Origin of the sequence: Vibrio hannami (assembly GCF_029589055.1) — a bacterium.
Taxonomy (GTDB): domain Bacteria; phylum Pseudomonadota; class Gammaproteobacteria; order Enterobacterales; family Vibrionaceae; genus Vibrio; species Vibrio hannami.
Genome location: NZ_JARQZP010000007.1, coordinates 2091598 through 2110525 on the forward strand (window position 1 = coordinate 2091598; position 18928 = coordinate 2110525).

General features: G+C 43.5%; 15 protein-coding genes and 2 pseudogenes. 8 read left to right on the forward strand and 9 right to left on the reverse strand.

Translation table 11 applies throughout. The features are described 5' to 3' along the window. Positions 1–34: 34 nt before the first annotated feature. The 3 genes and pseudogenes from P7F88_RS24090 to P7F88_RS24100 all read right to left on the reverse strand — a co-directional run bounded on the left by P7F88_RS24090 (position 35) and on the right by P7F88_RS24100 (position 3464). Positions 35–803: pseudogene (locus P7F88_RS24090) on the reverse strand (ABC transporter permease). Positions 804–807: 4 nt separating this feature from the next. Then, positions 808–1726: pseudogene (locus P7F88_RS24095) on the reverse strand (ABC transporter ATP-binding protein). 88 nt (positions 1727–1814) lie between these two features. Next, positions 1815–3464 (reverse strand): SulP family inorganic anion transporter, encoded by a 1650-nt coding sequence (locus tag P7F88_RS24100; protein ID WP_277828992.1) that lies wholly within the window; start codon positions 3462–3464, stop codon positions 1815–1817. A gap of 227 nt (positions 3465–3691) precedes the next feature. Here P7F88_RS24100 and can point away from each other — a divergent pair, with 227 nt between their 5' ends. Beyond that, positions 3692–4351 (forward strand): carbonate dehydratase, encoded by a 660-nt coding sequence (gene can, locus P7F88_RS24105; RefSeq protein WP_277828994.1) that lies wholly within the window; start codon positions 3692–3694, stop codon positions 4349–4351. Positions 4352–4404: 53 nt separating this feature from the next. Here the strand turns inward: can and hpt are convergent, their stop codons facing one another. Next, positions 4405–4935, reverse strand: a complete 531-nt coding sequence (gene hpt, locus P7F88_RS24110) for a hypoxanthine phosphoribosyltransferase (protein ID WP_277828997.1) — start codon at positions 4933–4935, stop codon at positions 4405–4407. Between the two features lie 346 nt (positions 4936–5281). Between hpt and P7F88_RS24115 the strand changes: the two genes are divergently transcribed. Then, positions 5282–5887, forward strand: a complete 606-nt coding sequence (locus P7F88_RS24115) for a TetR/AcrR family transcriptional regulator (RefSeq protein ID WP_277828999.1) — start codon at positions 5282–5284, stop codon at positions 5885–5887. A gap of 96 nt (positions 5888–5983) precedes the next feature. On the opposite strand, the gene lpdA is transcribed toward P7F88_RS24115, so the two are convergent. The 5 genes from lpdA to ampD all read right to left on the reverse strand — a co-directional run bounded on the left by lpdA (position 5984) and on the right by ampD (position 13481). Next, the gene (gene lpdA, locus P7F88_RS24120) at positions 5984–7408 is read right to left on the reverse strand and encodes a dihydrolipoyl dehydrogenase (protein WP_277829001.1); all 1425 of its coding nucleotides are present in this window, start codon (positions 7406–7408) and stop codon (positions 5984–5986) included. 206 nt (positions 7409–7614) lie between these two features. Next, on the reverse strand, positions 7615–9195 hold the full coding sequence (gene aceF, locus P7F88_RS24125; RefSeq protein ID WP_277829003.1) for a pyruvate dehydrogenase complex dihydrolipoyllysine-residue acetyltransferase: 1581 nt from the start codon (positions 9193–9195) through the stop codon (positions 7615–7617). Positions 9196–9214: 19 nt separating this feature from the next. After that, on the reverse strand, positions 9215–11881 hold the full coding sequence (gene aceE, locus P7F88_RS24130) for a pyruvate dehydrogenase (acetyl-transferring), homodimeric type (protein WP_277829005.1): 2667 nt from the start codon (positions 11879–11881) through the stop codon (positions 9215–9217). 46 nt (positions 11882–11927) lie between these two features. After that, the gene (gene pdhR, locus P7F88_RS24135) at positions 11928–12695 is read right to left on the reverse strand and encodes a pyruvate dehydrogenase complex transcriptional repressor PdhR (protein WP_277829007.1); all 768 of its coding nucleotides are present in this window, start codon (positions 12693–12695) and stop codon (positions 11928–11930) included. Between the two features lie 234 nt (positions 12696–12929). Then, a complete protein-coding gene (ampD, locus tag P7F88_RS24140; protein WP_277829009.1) occupies positions 12930–13481 on the reverse strand; it encodes a 1,6-anhydro-N-acetylmuramyl-L-alanine amidase AmpD in 552 nt (183 codons plus the stop codon). Positions 13482–13632: 151 nt separating this feature from the next. Between ampD and nadC the strand changes: the two genes are divergently transcribed. The 6 genes from nadC to P7F88_RS24170 all read left to right on the forward strand — a co-directional run bounded on the left by nadC (position 13633) and on the right by P7F88_RS24170 (position 18927). After that, positions 13633–14520 (forward strand): carboxylating nicotinate-nucleotide diphosphorylase, encoded by an 888-nt coding sequence (gene nadC / locus P7F88_RS24145; RefSeq protein ID WP_277829011.1) that lies wholly within the window; start codon positions 13633–13635, stop codon positions 14518–14520. Positions 14521–14741: 221 nt separating this feature from the next. Then, positions 14742–15194, forward strand: a complete 453-nt coding sequence (locus P7F88_RS24150; RefSeq protein ID WP_277829013.1) for a pilin — start codon at positions 14742–14744, stop codon at positions 15192–15194. Further along, entirely contained in the window at positions 15194–16801 is a 1608-nt protein-coding gene (locus P7F88_RS24155; protein ID WP_422128506.1) for an ATPase, T2SS/T4P/T4SS family, read from the forward strand. The genes P7F88_RS24150 and P7F88_RS24155 overlap by 1 nt, the downstream gene beginning before the upstream one ends. After that, positions 16786–17493 (forward strand): type II secretion system F family protein, encoded by a 708-nt coding sequence (locus P7F88_RS24160; RefSeq protein ID WP_277829015.1) that lies wholly within the window; start codon positions 16786–16788, stop codon positions 17491–17493. Before P7F88_RS24155 ends, P7F88_RS24160 begins: the two co-directional genes overlap by 16 nt. 74 nt (positions 17494–17567) lie before the next feature. Beyond that, the gene (locus P7F88_RS24165) at positions 17568–18023 is read left to right on the forward strand and encodes a type II secretion system F family protein (protein ID WP_277829017.1); all 456 of its coding nucleotides are present in this window, start codon (positions 17568–17570) and stop codon (positions 18021–18023) included. Positions 18024–18057: 34 nt separating this feature from the next. Continuing rightward, a complete protein-coding gene (locus P7F88_RS24170; RefSeq protein ID WP_277829019.1) occupies positions 18058–18927 on the forward strand; it encodes a prepilin peptidase in 870 nt (289 codons plus the stop codon). Position 18928 lies beyond the last annotated feature (1 nt).

Below are 18928 nucleotides of genomic sequence, written 5' to 3' on the forward strand. Positions count from 1 at the left end.
CGGGAAGTCCCGAGCTTTTTATTTGCGCTTAAACTTAACTTCTTAGTCCTTTACCTGTTGTCACCAGATAATGTGCAACTGCGTATAACACAACAACAAACACTGATAATACGCCAAACGAAGTTACAATCCCCACATCAGAAACGCCCAGAAATCCATAACGGAAGGCGTTAACCATATATACGATAGGGTTTATTTTAGATACGCCTTGCCAGAACTCAGGCAACAGACTTAACGAATAAAACACACCGCCGAGATAGGTCATCGGCGTAAGAACAAACGTCGGAACGATAGAAATATCATCAAACGTCGTCGCAAAGATGGCATTAATTAACCCGCCTAAAGCAAATACAACGGAAGTCATAAATACCGTAGCGAAAATAATAAACCAGTGGTGAACATTTAAGTCGACAAATAGAAGAGAAACAAAAGTCACTATCGTGCCCACCAGCAATCCTCGGTAACGCCTCCCATCACATAGCCAAGTATAATGACGTAATTAGGCACTGGTGCGATTAGAAGTTCTTCTATGTTTTTCTGCATCTTAGAGCTGAAAAAGAGGAAGCAACGTTAGAGTACGAGTTAGTAATCACCGACATCATAATCAAGCCGGGAACAATGTACTCCATATAGCTAAAACCACCCATCTCACCGATTCTTGAACCAATCAAATTACCGAAGATGATGAAATATAGCGTCATAGTAATAGCTGGGGGCACCAAAGTCTGGACCCAAATCCGCATAAAACGGGTAATCTCTTTTGTCAGAAGGCTCTGAAACGCCGTCCAATATAAACTGTACATTCTGTTACTTCCCATCTTGACCACGAACAATGCTAACGAACAGCTCTTCTAATCTGTTCGCCTTATTTCTCATCGACAGCACATTCACATTCTGCTCGGTTAACTGAGAGAAAACAGCATTTAATCCCATACTTTTTTCTATCTCAATTTCCAACGAGCCGCCTTCAAACTTCTGATTGATCACCCCATTCAATTTTGGTGGCACACTGCCTGGGGCCAAATCAAGAATGAAAGTCTCGACATGTAACTTGTTGAGCAGTGCTTTCATCGTAGTATTTTCAATCAACTCACCACGGCTGATGATACCGATATTACGGCACAGCATTTCTGCTTCTTCCAGATAGTGCGTGGTCAAAATTATCGTTACGCCTTCGCGGTTGATTTCCTGTAAAAAATCCCACATAGAACGACGGAGTTCGATATCAACACCTGCCGTTGGTTCATCCAGAATAAGAAGCTTTGGTTCGTGTATTAACGCACGAGCGATCATTAAGCGGCGTTTCATACCACCAGACAGGTTTCTGGAACGCTCTTTCCGTTTTTCCCACAAATCTAGTTTAGTAAGGTACTTTTTCGCTCTCTCTTTAGCTATCTCACGTGGTACTCCGTAATAGCCAGCTTGTTGGAGAACAATCTGCTCAACCGTTTCAAACTGGTTGAAGTTAAATTCCTGAGGAACCAGGCCTAAATTCATCTTAGCCAGCTCTAACTCGTTTTCGATGTTGTGACCAAATACAGTCACCTTTCCGGAGTGTCTTGTTTACTAAAGAAGAAATCACACCAATTGTGGTTGATTTCCCTGCTCCATTAGGTCCGAGAAGGGCATAAAAATCGCCCTTCTCTACTTTCAGGCTAATGCCTTTTAAAGCCTCAAAGCCACCAGCATAGGTTTTTTTAAGGTTATCTAGTTCTAGTGCGTACATATTTTGCTCATCACTGTTTTAACAGCTACAAATAAAAATAACGCAAGCTAATAAGCTTGCGTTAAGAAGTCTTTAAATTGCGCCTGAACTAACTTTCTTTAATATCGATATTATTAAGAGCGGCGCTTAATGCTTCATAACGGGTAGAGTATCTGTCTTCGACAGGAACCAGGTCGTCAAGGTGAAGCCTTTCTAACTGGTGCTTCGTCTGTTCATGAGGACATAGAAGTAAAACCTGACACTCAACTTCTTTTGCATCCTTTATGGCGTTTTCAAGTGCGAGCCCTACAGTCACATCAATCATAGGAACATCTGTCAAATCGAGTACCATAGCCTTATATTGGCTGATGCTGGAATGTTGACGAGATATCGCTTTGGATACGCTAAAGATCATGGGGCCGGATAGGTAGAAAAACAATACCTGTCCGTTAGCTTTATCTAATAGATTTTTTTCTTCTTCGTTAAGAGGAATATCCTCATCTTCAGCATCACTTATTGCTTTTACGTTCTTTTCCTGAGCAAGGCTTAATTTCTCTATGATTATGATGTTAGAAATAAAGACACCAAGGCCTACAGCGACTATCAGATCGACAAAAACTGTCAATAACATCACGCCATACATTATCGCCATACCCTGAATGCTGACTTTGTGAGCTCGTGAGATAAAACTCCAGTCAAGAATGTTTATACCAACATAAACAGCAATGCCCGCCAGAACGGCCATAGGAATCGGCTCAGTTAGTGAACCTGCAACCATAACAACAAGTGCCAGTATTAGTGCTCTGATTACACCAGATAAAGGGGAACGAGCTCCAACCTGGATATTAACCACAGTTCCCATTGTTGCCCCTGCTCCAGGAAGTGCACCAAATAAGCCTGCTAGCATATTCGCGATACCCTGCCCCCGAAGTTCTTTATCTGAGTTGTGTTCACTACGGGTTAACGAGTCACCGATAACAGCGGTAAGTAACGTATCTATGCATCCAAGAGTGCCAAGAACTAGTGCATCAATCACCATGGTCATAAAGGTTTCAGGTGTGATAGTTGGTATCACCAATGATGGGAGACCTGCTGGTATTTCACCGATGCGTCTGACGGATTCCATATCAAAGATAAGCATCGACAGCAGAGTAACAAAAACCAAAGCAACCAGCTGAGATGGGACATATCGCGTGTATTTCTTAGGCATAAGGAAAAGAATCAGAAGGGTTGTTACACCTAAGAACAGCTCTTTAAAGCTCAAGGACATAAAAATGTCAGGGAGTTGCTTCAGAGTTCCAATTACACCACCTGCTGGAGCAGGGTGTCCCAGCAATGGAGATAGCTGGAGTATGACCAGTATAACGCCAATACCGGACATAAAGCCTGACACTACGCTATATGGCATCAGGGTGACGTATTTTCCTAGCTTCAGGGTGCCCAACAAGATTTGAAACGCGCCAGCCATCATAACAACGGTAAAAGTCATCGCCATACCCGATTCGGGATACTTGGCAGTCATTGTGGTTAAGACTGCCGTCATGATCACCGTCATCGGGCCGGTAGGTTCTGATATGAGTGTATTCGAGCCACCAAACAACGAGGCAAACAGCCCCACCATAATTGCGCCCCATAAGCCTGCTTCAGCACCCGCTCCCGATGCAACACCAAAAGCCAGTGCTAGTGGCAGTGAAATAATAGCGGTGGTAACGCCACCAAACAGATCACCCTTTAAACTAAGAGTGTTAAACCTACTCATCTAAATCTACTTCCCTACAAACGAATAGCCAAATTATCAAAACATCCTATTGTAAATCCTAAAACGGCAAACTCGACCTCAAATTTTAACTAAATTAAGCAACAAAATTGTTAATCGATATTAACAAATGAACTCAGACCAGTCGATTTAGGAACAAAATCTGTAAATAAATTGAAGTAACAAATTATGTCCTTGTGTATATTAGGGGCATCAATGAGGGATATTGAATGCCAGATATAAAAGAGTTATTTGAAAAAAACGCCACTTGGTCGGAAAAGATGACGTCGGATTCACCGGAGTATTTTTCCAAGTTGGTCGAACGCCAATCACCCGATTACCTATGGATAGGTTGTTCAGACAGTCGGGTTCCGGCAGAACTTTTAACCGGATTAGACTCCGGAGAATTATTTGTACACCGTAACGTTGCAAATCAGGTTATTCATACTGACCTGAACTGCCTCTCTGTTGTTCAGTACGCTGTCGATGTACTAAAAGTTAAGCACGTTATTATTTGTGGCCATTACGGGTGTGGGGGCGTCAATGCTTCTATTGAAAACCCACCATTAGGGCTTATCAATAACTGGATTCTTCATATAAGAGACCTATACCTTAAACATGGAAGCTGGCTTGGTGAGTTACCAAAAGAAAAGCACGGTGACAAATTGTGTGAAATAAACGCCGCAGAACAGGTTTATAACCTTGGCAACTCAACCATCATGCAAAACGCATGGGAAAGAGGACAGAAAGTTGACCTTCACGGTGTTATCTATGGTATTGGTGATGGCAAACTCATCGATCTAGGTATGAGATGTAACAGCCGAGAAAGCCTGGAAATCGCCTACCAGAGCGCGATTGCTAAGATTACTACCGGAGAAATCGGTAAGTAGCCGAAACAAAACAGGCTACACGTATCAACATGTAGCCTGTAACCTGTCAGGAATTATTCCTGAGGAATAACTTTACCGATATATGGCAGGTTACGGTACTTCTGAGCGAAATCCAGACCAACACCGACAACAAACTCGTCTGGGATTTCAAATCCCACCCACTCTACATCTACTTCAACTTCACGACGAGAAGGTTTATCCAGTAGAGTACAAATCTTGATAGAGTTAGGTTCACGGATAGACAAAATCTCAACAACTCTACTTAGGGTATTACCTGTATCAATAATATCCTCTACAAGTAGTACATCTTTACCAGCGATATCATCATCCAGATCTTTAAGGATGCGCACATCACGCGAGCTTTCCTGGCTGCTTCCATAACTTGACGCAGTCATAAAATCAACGGAAAGATCCAACTCTACCGCTCTGGCAAGGTCTGCCATAAAAACGAAAGATCCACGAAGAAGACCTGCAATAACTAGGTTATCTGAATCTTTGTAATGCTCTGTTATTGCTTTTCCGAGTTCGCGCACACGTTTGCTAATTTCTTCCTCAGAAATCATAACTTCAACTGTATGTTTCATACTGTTCTCATTCAACTTTGTATCATTGGAGCTTATACCAGCACGACAAGTTTATCCTGCTGACAAATTTCAAGTAGGCGGTATTCTATACTCGAGTGGCATTAAGATACAGCTCCAACAAAAAATAGTTGCATTAACAATCAAAGACACTATCACTCTCGGCATTATGAAACAATTTGTAACATTTGTATCAAAAATTAATCAGAATCAAATAACTGACTGATATATAAACAAGGTGTATTGATATTAAAAATATGCACCTGTACACTCATTTAGCGACAATTATATTTACAACAAACTCAATGTCGTTCTTCTAATAAAACAACTCGTTGGCAAGGATATCGTTATGGATATGATTAAAAAAAGACCAAGAACCCGTTTGTCTCCTCAAAAGCGTAAGCTGCAACTTATGGATATTGCGCTAGAGGTGTTCGCACGCAGAGGTATTGGTCGTGGTGGTCACGCCGATATTGCTGAAATCGCACAGGTTTCAGTTGCTACAGTATTTAACTACTTCCCTACCCGTGAAGATTTGGTAGATGAAGTATTGCACCATGTAGTTCGCCAGTTCTCTGGTTTCCTGAATGAAACTATCGACACCTCTATTCACTCCAGAGAAAACTTGGAGAACATTGCATCTCAGATCATTGAGCTTGTTCGTCAGGATTGTCACTGGTTAAAAGTTTGGTTCGAATGGAGCGCATCTACTCGCGAAGAAGTTTGGCCTCTTTTTGTTTCACTAAACAAAAACAGTTCATTACTACTGGAAAGTATGTTCCAGAAAGCTATTGAACAAGGTGAGATAAGTGAAGCTCAGAATCCGACTTACCTAGCAAAAATGCTGCATGGCCTATGCTACGCGGTATATGTTCAGGCAAACCGTGAGAAAGATGACGCTGAACTCAAGGATATGGTTCAAGGCTTCTTAAGCATGCTATGTATCTATAAGTAAGCGCATCTATAAAGTAAACACACTTTCTAGTAACGCTTTTATAGACACAAAAAAACCGCTGATATTTCAGCGGTTTTTAGTATCTAATGGTATATATTACTTCTTCTTAGCTTTAGCATTTGGAAGGTCTGTGATTGTTCCTTCAAATACTTCGGCTGCTAGACCAACCGACTCATGTAGAGTTGGGTGAGCATGGATAGTAAGAGCAAGATCTTCGGCATCACAACCCATCTCGATTGCAAGACCAATCTCACCAAGTAATTCACCACCGTTAGTACCAACGATTGCACCACCAACGATACGATGAGTATCCTTGTCAAAAATAAGCTTAGTTAGGCCATCGGCACAGTCAGACGCGATAGCTCGGCCTGATGCAGCCCATGGGAATGTAGCAACTTCGTAGTTGATACCTTCTTCTTTCGCTTCTTTTTCAGTTTTACCAACCCAGGCAACTTCAGGCTCAGTGTAAGCAATCGAAGGAATAACTTTAGGGTCAAAGTAGTGTTTCTTACCAGAGATAACTTCTGCAGCGACATGACCTTCATGCACACCTTTGTGAGCAAGCATTGGCTGACCCACGATATCACCGATAGCATGGATATGAGGAACGTTGGTACGCATCTGCTTGTCAACATTGATAAAGCCGCGATCATCCACTTCCAGACCCGCTTTGTCTGCATCAATAAGCTTACCATTCGGTACACGACCAATCGCTACAAGCACAGCATCGTAACGTTCAGGTTCTGCTGGTGCTTTCTTACCTTCCATTGAAACGTAGATACCATCTTCTTTCGCTTCAACTGCTGTCACTTTTGTTTCCAGCATCAGGTTAAACTTATCTTTAATGCGCTTGGTGTAAACCTTAACTACATCTTTATCTGCTGCAGGGATAACCTGATCGAACATCTCAACAACGTCAATCTGAGAACCCAGAGAGTGATACACAGTACCCATCTCAAGACCGATGATACCACCACCCATGATAAGCATTTTTCCAGGAACTTCTTTCAGCTCAAGTGCATCAGTAGAATCCCAGATACGAGGGTCTTCGTGTGGAATAAATGGCAGTTTAATAGGGCGAGAACCCGCTGCAACGATAGCGTTATCAAAACTAACCGTTGTAGTTCCGTCTTCACCTTCAACGTCGATAGTGTTAGGGCCAGTAAACTTACCATAGCCATTCACTACAGTAACTTTACGCATTTTCGCCATGCCACCCAGACCGCCAGTTAGCTGAGTGATAACTTTCTCTTTCCAAAGACGGATCTTATCTATATCCGTTTGAGGCTCACCAAATACGATACCGTGTTCAGCAAGTGCTTTTGCTTCTTCAATAACTTTAGCTACGTGAAGCAGTGCTTTAGATGGAATACAACCAACGTTCAGACATACACCACCTAGAGTGCTGTAACGTTCAATAAGTACTGTTTCCAGACCAAGGTCTGCACAGCGGAATGCAGCTGAGTATCCAGCAGGACCTGCACCAAGTACTACTACCTGGGCTTTAATTTCTTTGCTCATTGTGACCTCTTGTAGTCATTATCCCTAACAGGCTAACGGGGCTTCTTAGTAAACCGTAACAGTTTACAAAGATGTTAACGATATGAAAAATAATTCCATTTAGCCTGTGAGCTGTACAACAATTCCTTTTCAGCCAAGCCAATTGAATTGTTGAGAATATTCAGAAGAAAAAGGTGGCTGAGTAAGCCACCTTATCTATTATTTAATTACAAAACAAGACGGCGAATGTCAGATAGGCAACCGTTCAGGTATGTAATAAAGCGTGCACCTTCAGCACCATCAATCACGCGGTGATCGTAAGATAGTGACAGTGGAAGCTGTAGACGTGGAGCAAACTCTGCACCATTCCAAACAGGCTTCATCTCAGACTTAGATACACCAAGAATCGCTACTTCAGGAGCATTTACGATTGGAGTAAATGCAGTACCACCAATACCACCAAGGCTTGAAATAGTGAAACACCCACCCTGCATATCCGCTGCAGTCAGTTTACCAGCACGTGCTTTCTTAGATACCGCCATCAGCTCTTCTGAAAGTTCGTAGATGCCTTTCTTGTTTACATCCTTAAATACAGGAACAACAAGGCCGTTAGGAGTATCTACCGCAATACCAACATTCACATACTTCTTAAGAATCAGGCTTTCACCATCTTCAGAAAGTGATGAGTTAAATGCAGGGAATGCTTCCAACGCTTTCGCTACCGCTTTCATGATGAACACAAGCGGAGTGATCTTCACGCCAGAGTCTTTCTTCGCTTCAATAGCGTTTTGCTCTTTACGGAACTTCTCTAGCTCGGTGATATCTGCGTTATCCCACTGTGTAACGTGAGGAATCATCACCCAGTTACGGTGTAGGTTAGCACCAGAGATCTTCTTGATCTTAGATAGTGGTTGAGTTTCAACGTCACCAAACTTGCTGAAATCAACTTTCGGCCAAGGAAGAAGACCAAGTGCGCTTCCGTCACCTTTGCCTGAACCAGCGCCTGCTTCAAGGCGCTTAAGTGCCTCTTTAACATAGCTCTGAACGTCTTCCTTCAGGATACGGCTCTTACGACCTGTACCTTTAACCTTAGAAAGATTAACGCCAAATTCGCGAGCGATACGGCGAACAACCGGAGAAGCGTGTGCATACTCGTTGTTCTCCTGGAAGTCACCAGCCGATGCTGGTACTGCCTCTTTCGCCGCTGGGGCTGGAGCTGCTGCTTTAGGAGCTTCCGCAGCTGGTGCAGCAGGCGCTGCTGCCGCAGGTGCACCACCGACTGTTTCAAATACCATGATTAGAGAGCCAGTAGAAACCTTGTCACCTTCAGCAACTTTGATCTCTTTCAGAGTACCAGCAAACGGAGCCGGTACTTCCATTGAAGCTTTATCGCCTTCAACAGTGATCAGTGACTGTTCTTCTTCGATCTCGTCACCAACTGCTACCATGATTTCAGTAACTTCTACTTCGTCACCACCGATATCAGGAACATTAACTTCTTTTAGCTCTGGAGCACTAGCCGCTGCTGGCGTTTCTGCAACAGGAGCTTCAGCAGTTTCTGCAACCGCTGCGCCGTCAGCCGCCTCAAAGATCATGATTAAAGAACCAGTAGTAACCTTGTCACCTTCTGCTACTTTAATCTCTTTAACGACACCAGCCTGTGAAGCTGGAACTTCCATTGAAGCCTTATCGCCTTCAACCGTAATCAGTGACTGTTCTTCTTCAACCGTATCGCCAACGCTTACCAGAATCTCAGTAACTTCAACCTCATCCGCACCGATGTCAGGTACATTAATTTCGATTGCCATTATTCTTTTCCTACCTTAATTAAGCGTATAGCGGGTTAGCTTTTTCAGTGTCGATGTCGAACTTCTTGATTGCTTCAGCAACCACAGACTTATCAACATCACCACGTTTAGCCAGTTCACTTAGTGCTGCAACAACAACGTAACCAGCGTTTACTTCAAAGTGACGACGCAGGTTCTCACGGCTGTCTGAGCGACCAAAGCCATCAGTACCAAGAACCTTGTATGATTCAGCAGGGATAAATGCACGTACCTGCTCTGCATAGTTCTTCATGTAGTCAGTTGCCGCGATTGCAGGCTCAGTACCCATTACTTCTGCAATGTATGGTACTTCTGGTGCGTCCGCTTCTGGGTGAAGCATGTTGTAACGCTCTGCTTCCTGACCATTGCGAGTCACTTCGTTAAATGAAGTTACAGAGTAAACGTCAGATGCAATACCGTAATCATCGCTAAGGATTTGAGCCGCTTTACGTACTTCGTTCATGATAGTACCTGAGCTCATTAGCTGAACCTTGCCTTTAGCACCAGCGTATGTCTCTAACTTGTAGATACCTTTACGGATACCTTCTTCAGCGCCTTCCGGCATTGCTGGCATTGCGTAGTTCTCGTTCATCAATGTCAGGTAGTAGAATACGTTTTCCTGCTCACCGTACATGCGACGGATACCGTCTTGCATGATTACCGCAACTTCGTAAGCGAAAGTCGGGTCGTAAGAGATACAGTTCGGAACCGTACCAGCCATGATGTGTGAGTGACCATCTTCGTGCTGCAGACCTTCACCGTTCAGTGTCGTACGACCTGCTGTCGCACCAAGTAGGAAACCACGCGCTTGCTGGTCACCAGCCATCCACGCCATGTCGCCAACACGCTGGAAGCCGAACATAGAGTAGTAAATGTAGAACGGAATCATTGGCAGATCGTTGGTGCTGTATGATGTTGCCGCGGCAACCCATGAAGACATTGCACCTAGTTCGTTGATACCTTCCTGTAGTACCTGACCTGAAGTTGCTTCTTTATAGTAAGAAACGATATCGCGATCCTGTGGGGTATAGTTCTGACCGTGTGGGTTGTAGATACCAATCTGACGGAACAGGCCTTCCATACCAAAGGTACGAGCTTCATCGGCAATGATAGGAACAATGTTCTTACCAATGTTCTTATTCTTAAGCAGTACGTTAAGAGCACGTACAAAAGCCATTGTCGAAGAGATGTCACGCTTCTGCTCTTCAAGCAGAGGTTTGAATTCTTCAAGCTCTGGAGTAACAAACTCCTGAGTAAATTTAGGCAGACGAACCGGCGTATAACCGTGAAGCGCTTTACGGCGAGCATGCAGGTATTCGTACTCTGCGCTGCCCTCTTCCAGTTTCAGGTATGGAAGTGTCTTCATCTCTTCGTCAGAAACCAGATCCTGAAGGCCTAGACGGTCACGCATGTGCTGAACGTGAGTCATGTCCATTTTCTTCACCTGGTGAGCGATGTTCTGACCTTCAGCAGCCGCACCCATGCCGTAACCTTTAACTGTCTTAGCAAGGATTACCGTCGGACGACCTTTTGTCTCTTTGGCATTGTTCAATGCAGCGTACATCTTAGATGTATCGTGACCACCACGCTTAAGAGCGAAGATTTCGTCATCTGTCATATCTGCAACTAGTGCAGCAGTTTCAGGGTATTTACCGAAGAAGTGTTCACGTACGTAAGCACCATCTTTAGATTTGTAAGTCTGATAGTCACCATCCACTGTCTCGTTCATAAGCTGAAGTAGCTTGCCTGTGGTATCTTTCGCCAGAAGTGCATCCCAGCCAGTACCCCAGACTACTTTAACTACGTTCCAGCCTGCACCTTTGAATAGACCTTCAAGCTCTTGCATGATCTTGCCGTTACCCATAACCGGACCATCAAGGCGCTGGAGGTTACAGTTGATAACAAAGCATAGGTTATCCAGGTGTTCACGAGCAGCAAATGAGATAGCACCACGTGATTCTGGCTCATCCATCTCACCATCACCAAGGAATGCATAAACGCGCTGGTTAGAAGTATCTTTCAGTTTACGACCATCAAGATATTTCAGGAAACGAGCCTGGTAGATAGCAGAAATAGGACCAAGCCCCATAGATACCGTCGGGAACTGCCAGAACTCAGGCATCAATTTAGGGTGTGGGTATGAAGGAATACCTTTACCATCCACTTCCTGACGGAAATTATCTAATTGGTCTTCAGTTAGACGGCCTTCAACGAATGCACGGGAATAGATACCCGGAGAGATATGGCCCTGATAGTAAACCAGATCACCACCATCCTGCTCATTTGGAGCACGGAAGAAGTGGTTAAAACAAGTCTCGTAGAATGCAGCTGAAGACTGGAATGACGCCATGTGTCCGCCAAGCTCTAAGTCTTTCTTAGAAGCGCGCAATACAATCATGATTGCGTTCCAGCGGATGATTGAACGAATTCTGCGCTCAAGAGTAGTATCTCCCGGGTAAGGAGGTTCCTGATCGGCAGGAATGGTGTTGATGTAGTTAGTAGTTACGCCTGTTGGCATATCTACACCATCAAGGCGTGCTTTATCTAAAACTGTTTCTAGTAAGAACTGGGCACGCTCAACACCTTCTTCACGTACTACGGATTCAAGAGCTTCAAGCCACTCTTGAGTTTCCAGTGCATCAACGTCATTGTTCATGACTTCAGACATGGCGGTCTATCCTTTTGTTTAGTTGGATCAAATGAAACCAGTGAGCCTAAGACTCATTATTCTGCTGAATTCTTCGTAATGAGCGCTTTCTTCTGCTCTCTTCACGGGTCAAATCCAGCAGGGTTTCTTCGATATAAGCTAAATGCGCATGTGAAAGTTCACGTGCCTTCTCAGGCTGACCAGAAACAATCGCATTAACAATATTAGCTCTGTGTTTACTTACCTTCTCCACCACTTCATCGCGGCGGTGTAATAGTTTTAAATTCTGTAAAACGTTCTGCTCAAGAAGAGGTGCCAGACTACGCACAATATGGAGTAAAACTACGTTGTGAGCCGCTTCTGTGATTGCGATAAGGGTTTCCATGACCGCTTTCGCTTCGAGCTCTACGTTTTTCTCTTCTTCAGCAATACTAATCTGCTTCTGACTTTCACAGATTCGTTTGTAATCTTCTTCAGTACCACGTAGCGCAGCAAAGTAAGCTGAGATGCCTTCAAGCGCATGACGTGATTCTAGTAAATCCAGTTGAGTTTCTTTTTGGCTCGCCAGTAGGTCGAGCAATGGGTCGGAAAAACTCTGCCAAAGCGTATCGCTTACAAAGGTTCCGCCGCCCTGGCGACGAGTTAATAGCTTTTTTGCTTCCAGACGCTGAATTGCCTCACGGATCGATGGGCGGGATACATCGAACTGTTTTGCCAGTTCTCGCTCAGGCGGTAGTTGCTGCCCGGCAGAAAATGTTCCTTCCAATATCAGCCTTTCAAGCTCTTTCTCTATAACATCTGAGAGCTTTGGCTGACGAATCCTTTCGTAGGTCATATGAGCGTCTTTCTCGTCACTTTCTATTTATCGTTTAGTTATTGTAAATTGGTATTACCAATTGATTGCGACAGAACTTAACATACCCCCAACATCCATGTCTAGCAAAATTGATTTAAATCATAAAAACAATCAAAAAGAGGTATTTTTTAACAATTATTTCGCAGTTCGAAAATATTTAGACGTCTAATGCCTTACATTTCGAATTCCAAGAATCTCGAATGTAACATGCGGTTAATTTGTAATACAATAAGACTTGTATTTTCTCCAATCAAAAACAAGGCCCGGATCACTTTTTCTTATTGGAGCGATATACTGATGCCCGGTAATACGTTCAGAGCTGATGTGCGGATAGTGTATTTGTAAAGAGCGAGTTAATTTTGCCAATACCTGATATTGATTTTCCGTATAGCTATCGAGGTCAGTGCCTTCCAGTTCAATTCCAATAGAAAAATCGTTACAGTTTTCACGCCCTGCAAACATGGATTTTCCAGCATGCCAGGCTCGTTTGTTAAAAGGCACAAACTGTACAATCTCTCCACAACGTTTTATCAGGCAGTGAGCAGACACTTGCATATTGTGAATGACTTTAAAAAAGGGGTGATCATCGGGATTCAGCTTGCCCGTGAAAAATTTCTCTATTGAGTCACCACCATATTGGTTTGGCGGTAAACTGATGTTATGCAACACAAGAAGAGAGATAGCTTCTCCTTCCGGTCTCTCATTGAAAAATGGTGATAGCACTATCTTTACCCCCACCAGCCAATGTTCCTCAGTTATATCCATATAGCCTCATTAAGCAATCTAAGAGATCTCAAAATAACGTGTAAGTGCCGATATGTGCAATAAAAAACCGCATTTGAGATATTTGATGCTGATTTATTATGTAAGCAGGAGTATCATTCTCACCTCCGTCAATACAGGCTTAAAATGAGTAATGAAAAACTGTCACGATAGCCAAGCTCGTCTTGAATACCTAAAAGAAACACTTCCAAAAGAAATTACCCGTGCTGTTGCAGATACTTTGCGAGAAGATCTGGGTGGAACCCTAGACCAGAGTGTCGATATTTCCGCCAGTCTGATCCCGGAAGGCACTATCAGTGTGGCTAACCTGATCACACGTGAACACGGCATTTTTTGTGGTAAACAGTGGGCTGAAGAAGTCTTTAAACAGCTAGGTGGTGAAGTTAGCATCGAATGGCATGTTGAAGATGGTGACGGTGTTGAGCCAAATCAGGCACTCTGTACTCTAACGGGGCCAGCCAGAGCTCTGTTAACCGGTGAGCGCAACGCAATGAACTTTATCCAGACCCTTTCTGGCTGCGCTACTACGGTTTCTGAATATGTAAAACAGCTTGAAGGCACTAACTGCAAACTTCTGGACACCCGTAAAACGATCCCAGGTTTGCGCAGTGCTCTTAAATATGCAGTCGCTTGCGGCGGAGGTTTTAACCACCGTATCGGTGTTTTTGACGCTTACCTAATCAAAGAGAACCATATCATTGCTTGTGGTGGCATCACCAAAGCCATCGAAGCAGCTAAAGAACTGAATCCAGGTAAACCTGTTGAAGTAGAAACCGAAAGCCTTGAGGAGCTTACAGAAGCGATTGAAGCCGGTGCCGATATCATCATGCTGGATAACTTTAGTAAAGATATGATGCGAGAAGCGGTTAAGGTTAATAAGGGTCGCGCAGATCTAGAAAACTCCGGTAACGTGACTCTGGAAACAATACGTGAGTTTGCCGAAACAGGTGTGGATTACATCTCGGTAGGTGCCTTAACTAAGCACCTGAAAGCAATGGATCTTTCCATGAGATTCCAATAATAGATGTCTAGAATACCAATTCACTTAAGCCCCGATTCAAGGGGCTTAAGCTTTTCTATACCCCAATAAATGGCTAGTACTTCCCAATAAATCGACAACTCTTGTAACCTTACTCGCACACACAACAATATCCTTCGCACACTCTGATTCTCCTAGTTCCAAACTTCCCAGTTGGTTTTTATTCTCTGTAGTCCGAAAATGATCCTAGAAGCGGTGACAATATGAAAAATGGTTTTACTCTGATAGAGCTAATGATTGTCGTTGCAATTGTTGGTGTTCTCGTCGCTATAGCGATTCCTCAATACCAAACCCAGCTAAGAAAATCGGAAATTACCGCCTCTCTTGCTACGGCAAGTGCACTAAAGGTTAACCTTGAAACGTATTTAACGTACTCAGGCTATTTCCCCAGTATCACCACTCAGCAAGATCTAACAGAGAAACTTGGAGCATCGCCTAGCAACCTCGGTAGTATGTCAACAAAGCAAAACCCAGATCACCCACTCTCAGGGCAGATCATCATGGTTCTGTCAGGCACACAGTTTCGGCATTTTACCAATGAAAACACTTTGGCCCTCGAAAGAGACGAAATGGGGATTTGGCATTGTGTGACCAACTTACCCGAAGAAGTGGAAGATATCCTTCCAGCTGGCTGTAATAGAGGGGATATTTTCTAGTGAGCCTGCGTCTGATTCCAATCCTTGAAAACCATCAGGCTCTAACACCAGCACAAGTGCAACAGTGTATTGAACACAAGAAAGCAGCTTCTTCCGAAATAGAACTATTGATGGAGCTTGAATTTTATAGCTCTTATCAGATCGCAACAAAACTAAGTCAGATATTTGGTATTTCACTGGTTAAGCCTGACGATTATGCCTACGAAAGCATTTGCCAGAGTTTAGGATTAAGAGAGCTGATTATCTCTCATCACGCTCTTCCTCTAGCACTTGCAAATCAAACATTAACTCTGGCGATAACAGATCCAACGAATCAGCAAGGACCTGAGGACTTTCAATTTTCCACTAACTATCAGATCAAAGTTGTACTTGCAGATTTCAGCTCTATATCTGGCGCAATTAGAAAGCTTTACGGTAGCAATCAAAATGAAGAGTTAAGCCAAAGTACAGAACCGGTATCCCACCACATCCACCAGATACTTCTAGAAGCAGTACGCAAAAGTGCATCCGATATTCACTTTGAGCCTTATGAAAAGCACTACCGGATACGACTTAGGATTGATGGTATTTTAAGGGAATCTCCTTCTCCCCCCGCTCAGTTAACTAACCGAATTTCTACAAGGCTAAAAGTGCTATCCCACCTGGATATATCCGAAAAAAGGTTACCTCAGGATGGCAGAATGAAAATGAGGTTGAACGAGAATACTTCTGTCGATTTACGAGTCTCCACTTTGCCTACTTTATGGGGAGAAAAGATCGTTCTAAGGCTTTTGGACAGGCGAACCGTCAATCTGGATATAGATGAACTTGGCTTTACCGCAGCACAAGCCGATTTGTACAGAAAAGCATTATCCCAGCCACAGGGGATGATTTTAATCACTGGCCCGACAGGGAGCGGCAAAAGTATCTCCCTCTATAGCGGGCTGCAATTTATCAATAGTCCAGAAAAGAACCTCTCTGCTGCTGAAGATCCTATAGAAATCAACCTTACAGGAGTCAATCAGGTACAGATAAATACCAAGATTGGTTTTGGATTTTCTCTGGCACTTCGTGCGTTCCTACGCCAGGATCCCGATGTAGTAATGATCGGAGAAATACGTGACCTTGAAACGGCAGAAATCGCAACCAAAGCAGCGCAAACCGGCCACCTGGTTATGTCAACGTTGCACACAAACTCTGCGCCCGAATCAATATCCCGCTTGAGAAACATAGGAATTAAAGATTTCAACCTGGCATCTTCTCTTAGCCTTGTAATCGCTCAAAGGTTATGCAGAAAGCTTTGTCCTGAATGCAAAATTCAGGTTCAGCTTTGCACATCGATTACTGAAAGGTTAAACATTAATTCTTTGAAACCCGTATACACTGCGCGTTCAGGCGGATGCGACAAATGTAATTCAGGATATCTGGGGCGAACAGGTATTTATGAAGTAATGAGCATGACGGAAGAGCTAAAAGCGGCAGTTACAAATGGCCACTCGATAACAAAACTAGAATCCATTTGTCAGCAGCAGGGGATGCTAACGTTGGAGCAATCTGGTGCTAAGAAAATTCAGCAGGGAATAACCAGTTATGAAGAACTTCAACGTGTTTTATGCCTTTCATGGTAAATAGTACGACGCCCCCAAAACTAAAGCTTTTTTACTGGAAAGGAATTAACGCTGCAGGCAAGATTCTCGCATCAAAACAACTTGCTTTCACAGAAACTGAAATCAGAGAAGAGCTAGTTAAAAACCAGATTAAGCTGATAAAAATCCGGTCTCGTTTACCTTCAACATATACTCAAGTCAGGAACCGGATTACAGAATCAGACATCCACCATTTAACAAAACAGCTGGCTACAATGTTATCCGCCAGCATTCCGATAACACAGGCCTTACGCCTATTACAGAGCAATAGCGAAAAAGCGAGTATTCACTCACTTCTTTCAACCATTATTCGTAGAATAGAGTCTGGAACATCGCTATCCGAGGCAATGCGTGATGCTCACCCTCGTTTTACTGGCATTTATTCCGATTTAATTGAAGCTGGAGAAACAACAGGAAAACTGCCCGAACTACTGGATCGCATTGCTATCTATCAGCAAAAAAATGCTGATTTAAAAAAGAATCTACAAAAGGCAATGACCTATCCCTCACTGGTATGCATTGTTGCTATTGCTGTTCTTTCTTTGATGCTTGTAGTTGTAATTCCAGAGTTTGAAGATATGTTTACCAGTGTGAATGCAGAACTCCCTAAAGCAACTCGATACCTGCTAACTACTTCTGAATGGTTTAGAGAACACTTTACGAAGATAGTTTAATTTTAGTAGCCACTGCTCTATTTATTCAGCAGTTCTATAAAAAGTCAGAAAAGTTAAAGTATGGAATAGACAAGATGGCATCTCGGCTTCCTATCATGGGAACTATTATCGCAAAGTCATCCATTGCCCGCTTCAGCAGAACACTAGCAACAGGATTTAGCTCCGGAGTTCCAATAGTCAATGCACTAAACCTTTCTGTTAAATCCGTAAACAATGTTTATTATCAGAAAGTAATGACCCAAATTCTCATCTCCGCAACCTCTGGAACCTCAATTCATCAGGCGATGAGAGATACAGGAGAGTTTCCCTCACTTGCAGTACAGTTGGTGATGTCTGGCGAGGAGACAGGCACCTTAGATACTATGTTGGTTCGTCTCGCTGATATGTATGAATCGGATATTGATGATTTGGTGGAAAACCTGGGTAAAGCTATTGAGCCAATTCTTATTGTTATACTCGGCGTTGTTTTAGGCGCTATTGTTCTTTCGCTATATCTACCAATCTTTAACTTACTGAGTGTGTTAGGGTAGAATCACTCCCAATCAGTCCAGAACGAGTAAAAAAATGGAATTGTTGTACATCTACCCCTGGCTTTTTCCCTTATTAGCGACAGTTTTGGGGTTAATTGTCGGTAGCTTTCTTAATGTTGTCATCCACCGGCTCCCAATCATGATGGAACATGAATGGAAACAGGATTGTGCCGAAACCTTTCCAGAGCTGAATATCCCTGTTGAGAAAGATACATTTAATCTAAGTACTCCTCGTTCTCGCTGCCCTAATTGCGATACGCCTATCAGAGTCATCGATAACATTCCTGTTTTGAGTTGGCTGATGCTGAGAGGTAAGTGCCATAACTGCTCTAACCCTATCAGCGCGCGATATCCGTTAATTGAACTGCTCACATCGCTGATGTGCCTCAGTGTTGCTATGGTAATGGGGTTTAATTACTTCGCTGTTGCCGCGCTTTTCTTCACCTTTGTACTAATAAGCGCAACCTTTATCGACTTCGACACCATGCTGTTGCCTGATCAACTGACATTACCTTTAATGTGGGGGGGCATCGTATTGTCTCTTTTAGGCTGGAGTCCAGTATCGTTACAAGATGCAGTTATCGGCGCAGTGGCAGGATATCTGTGCCTGTGGTCTGTATATTGGCTCTTCAAACTTCTTACCGGAAAAGAAGGCATGGGTTACGGTGACTTCAAGCTTCTGGCTGCTCTTGGTGCATGGTTAGGCTGGCAGGCACTACCAATCGTTGTTCTGCTCTCCTCTTTTGTAGGGCTGTTTTTCGGCATCATTCAGCTAAGAATGCAAAAGAAAGGCATCGATAAATCATTCCCGTTTGGGCCGTATCTGGCCGTTGCTGGCTGGATTACGCTGTTGTGGGGCAATGATATCACCCGGTGGTATTTCTCTACGTTCCTGGGATTCTAAT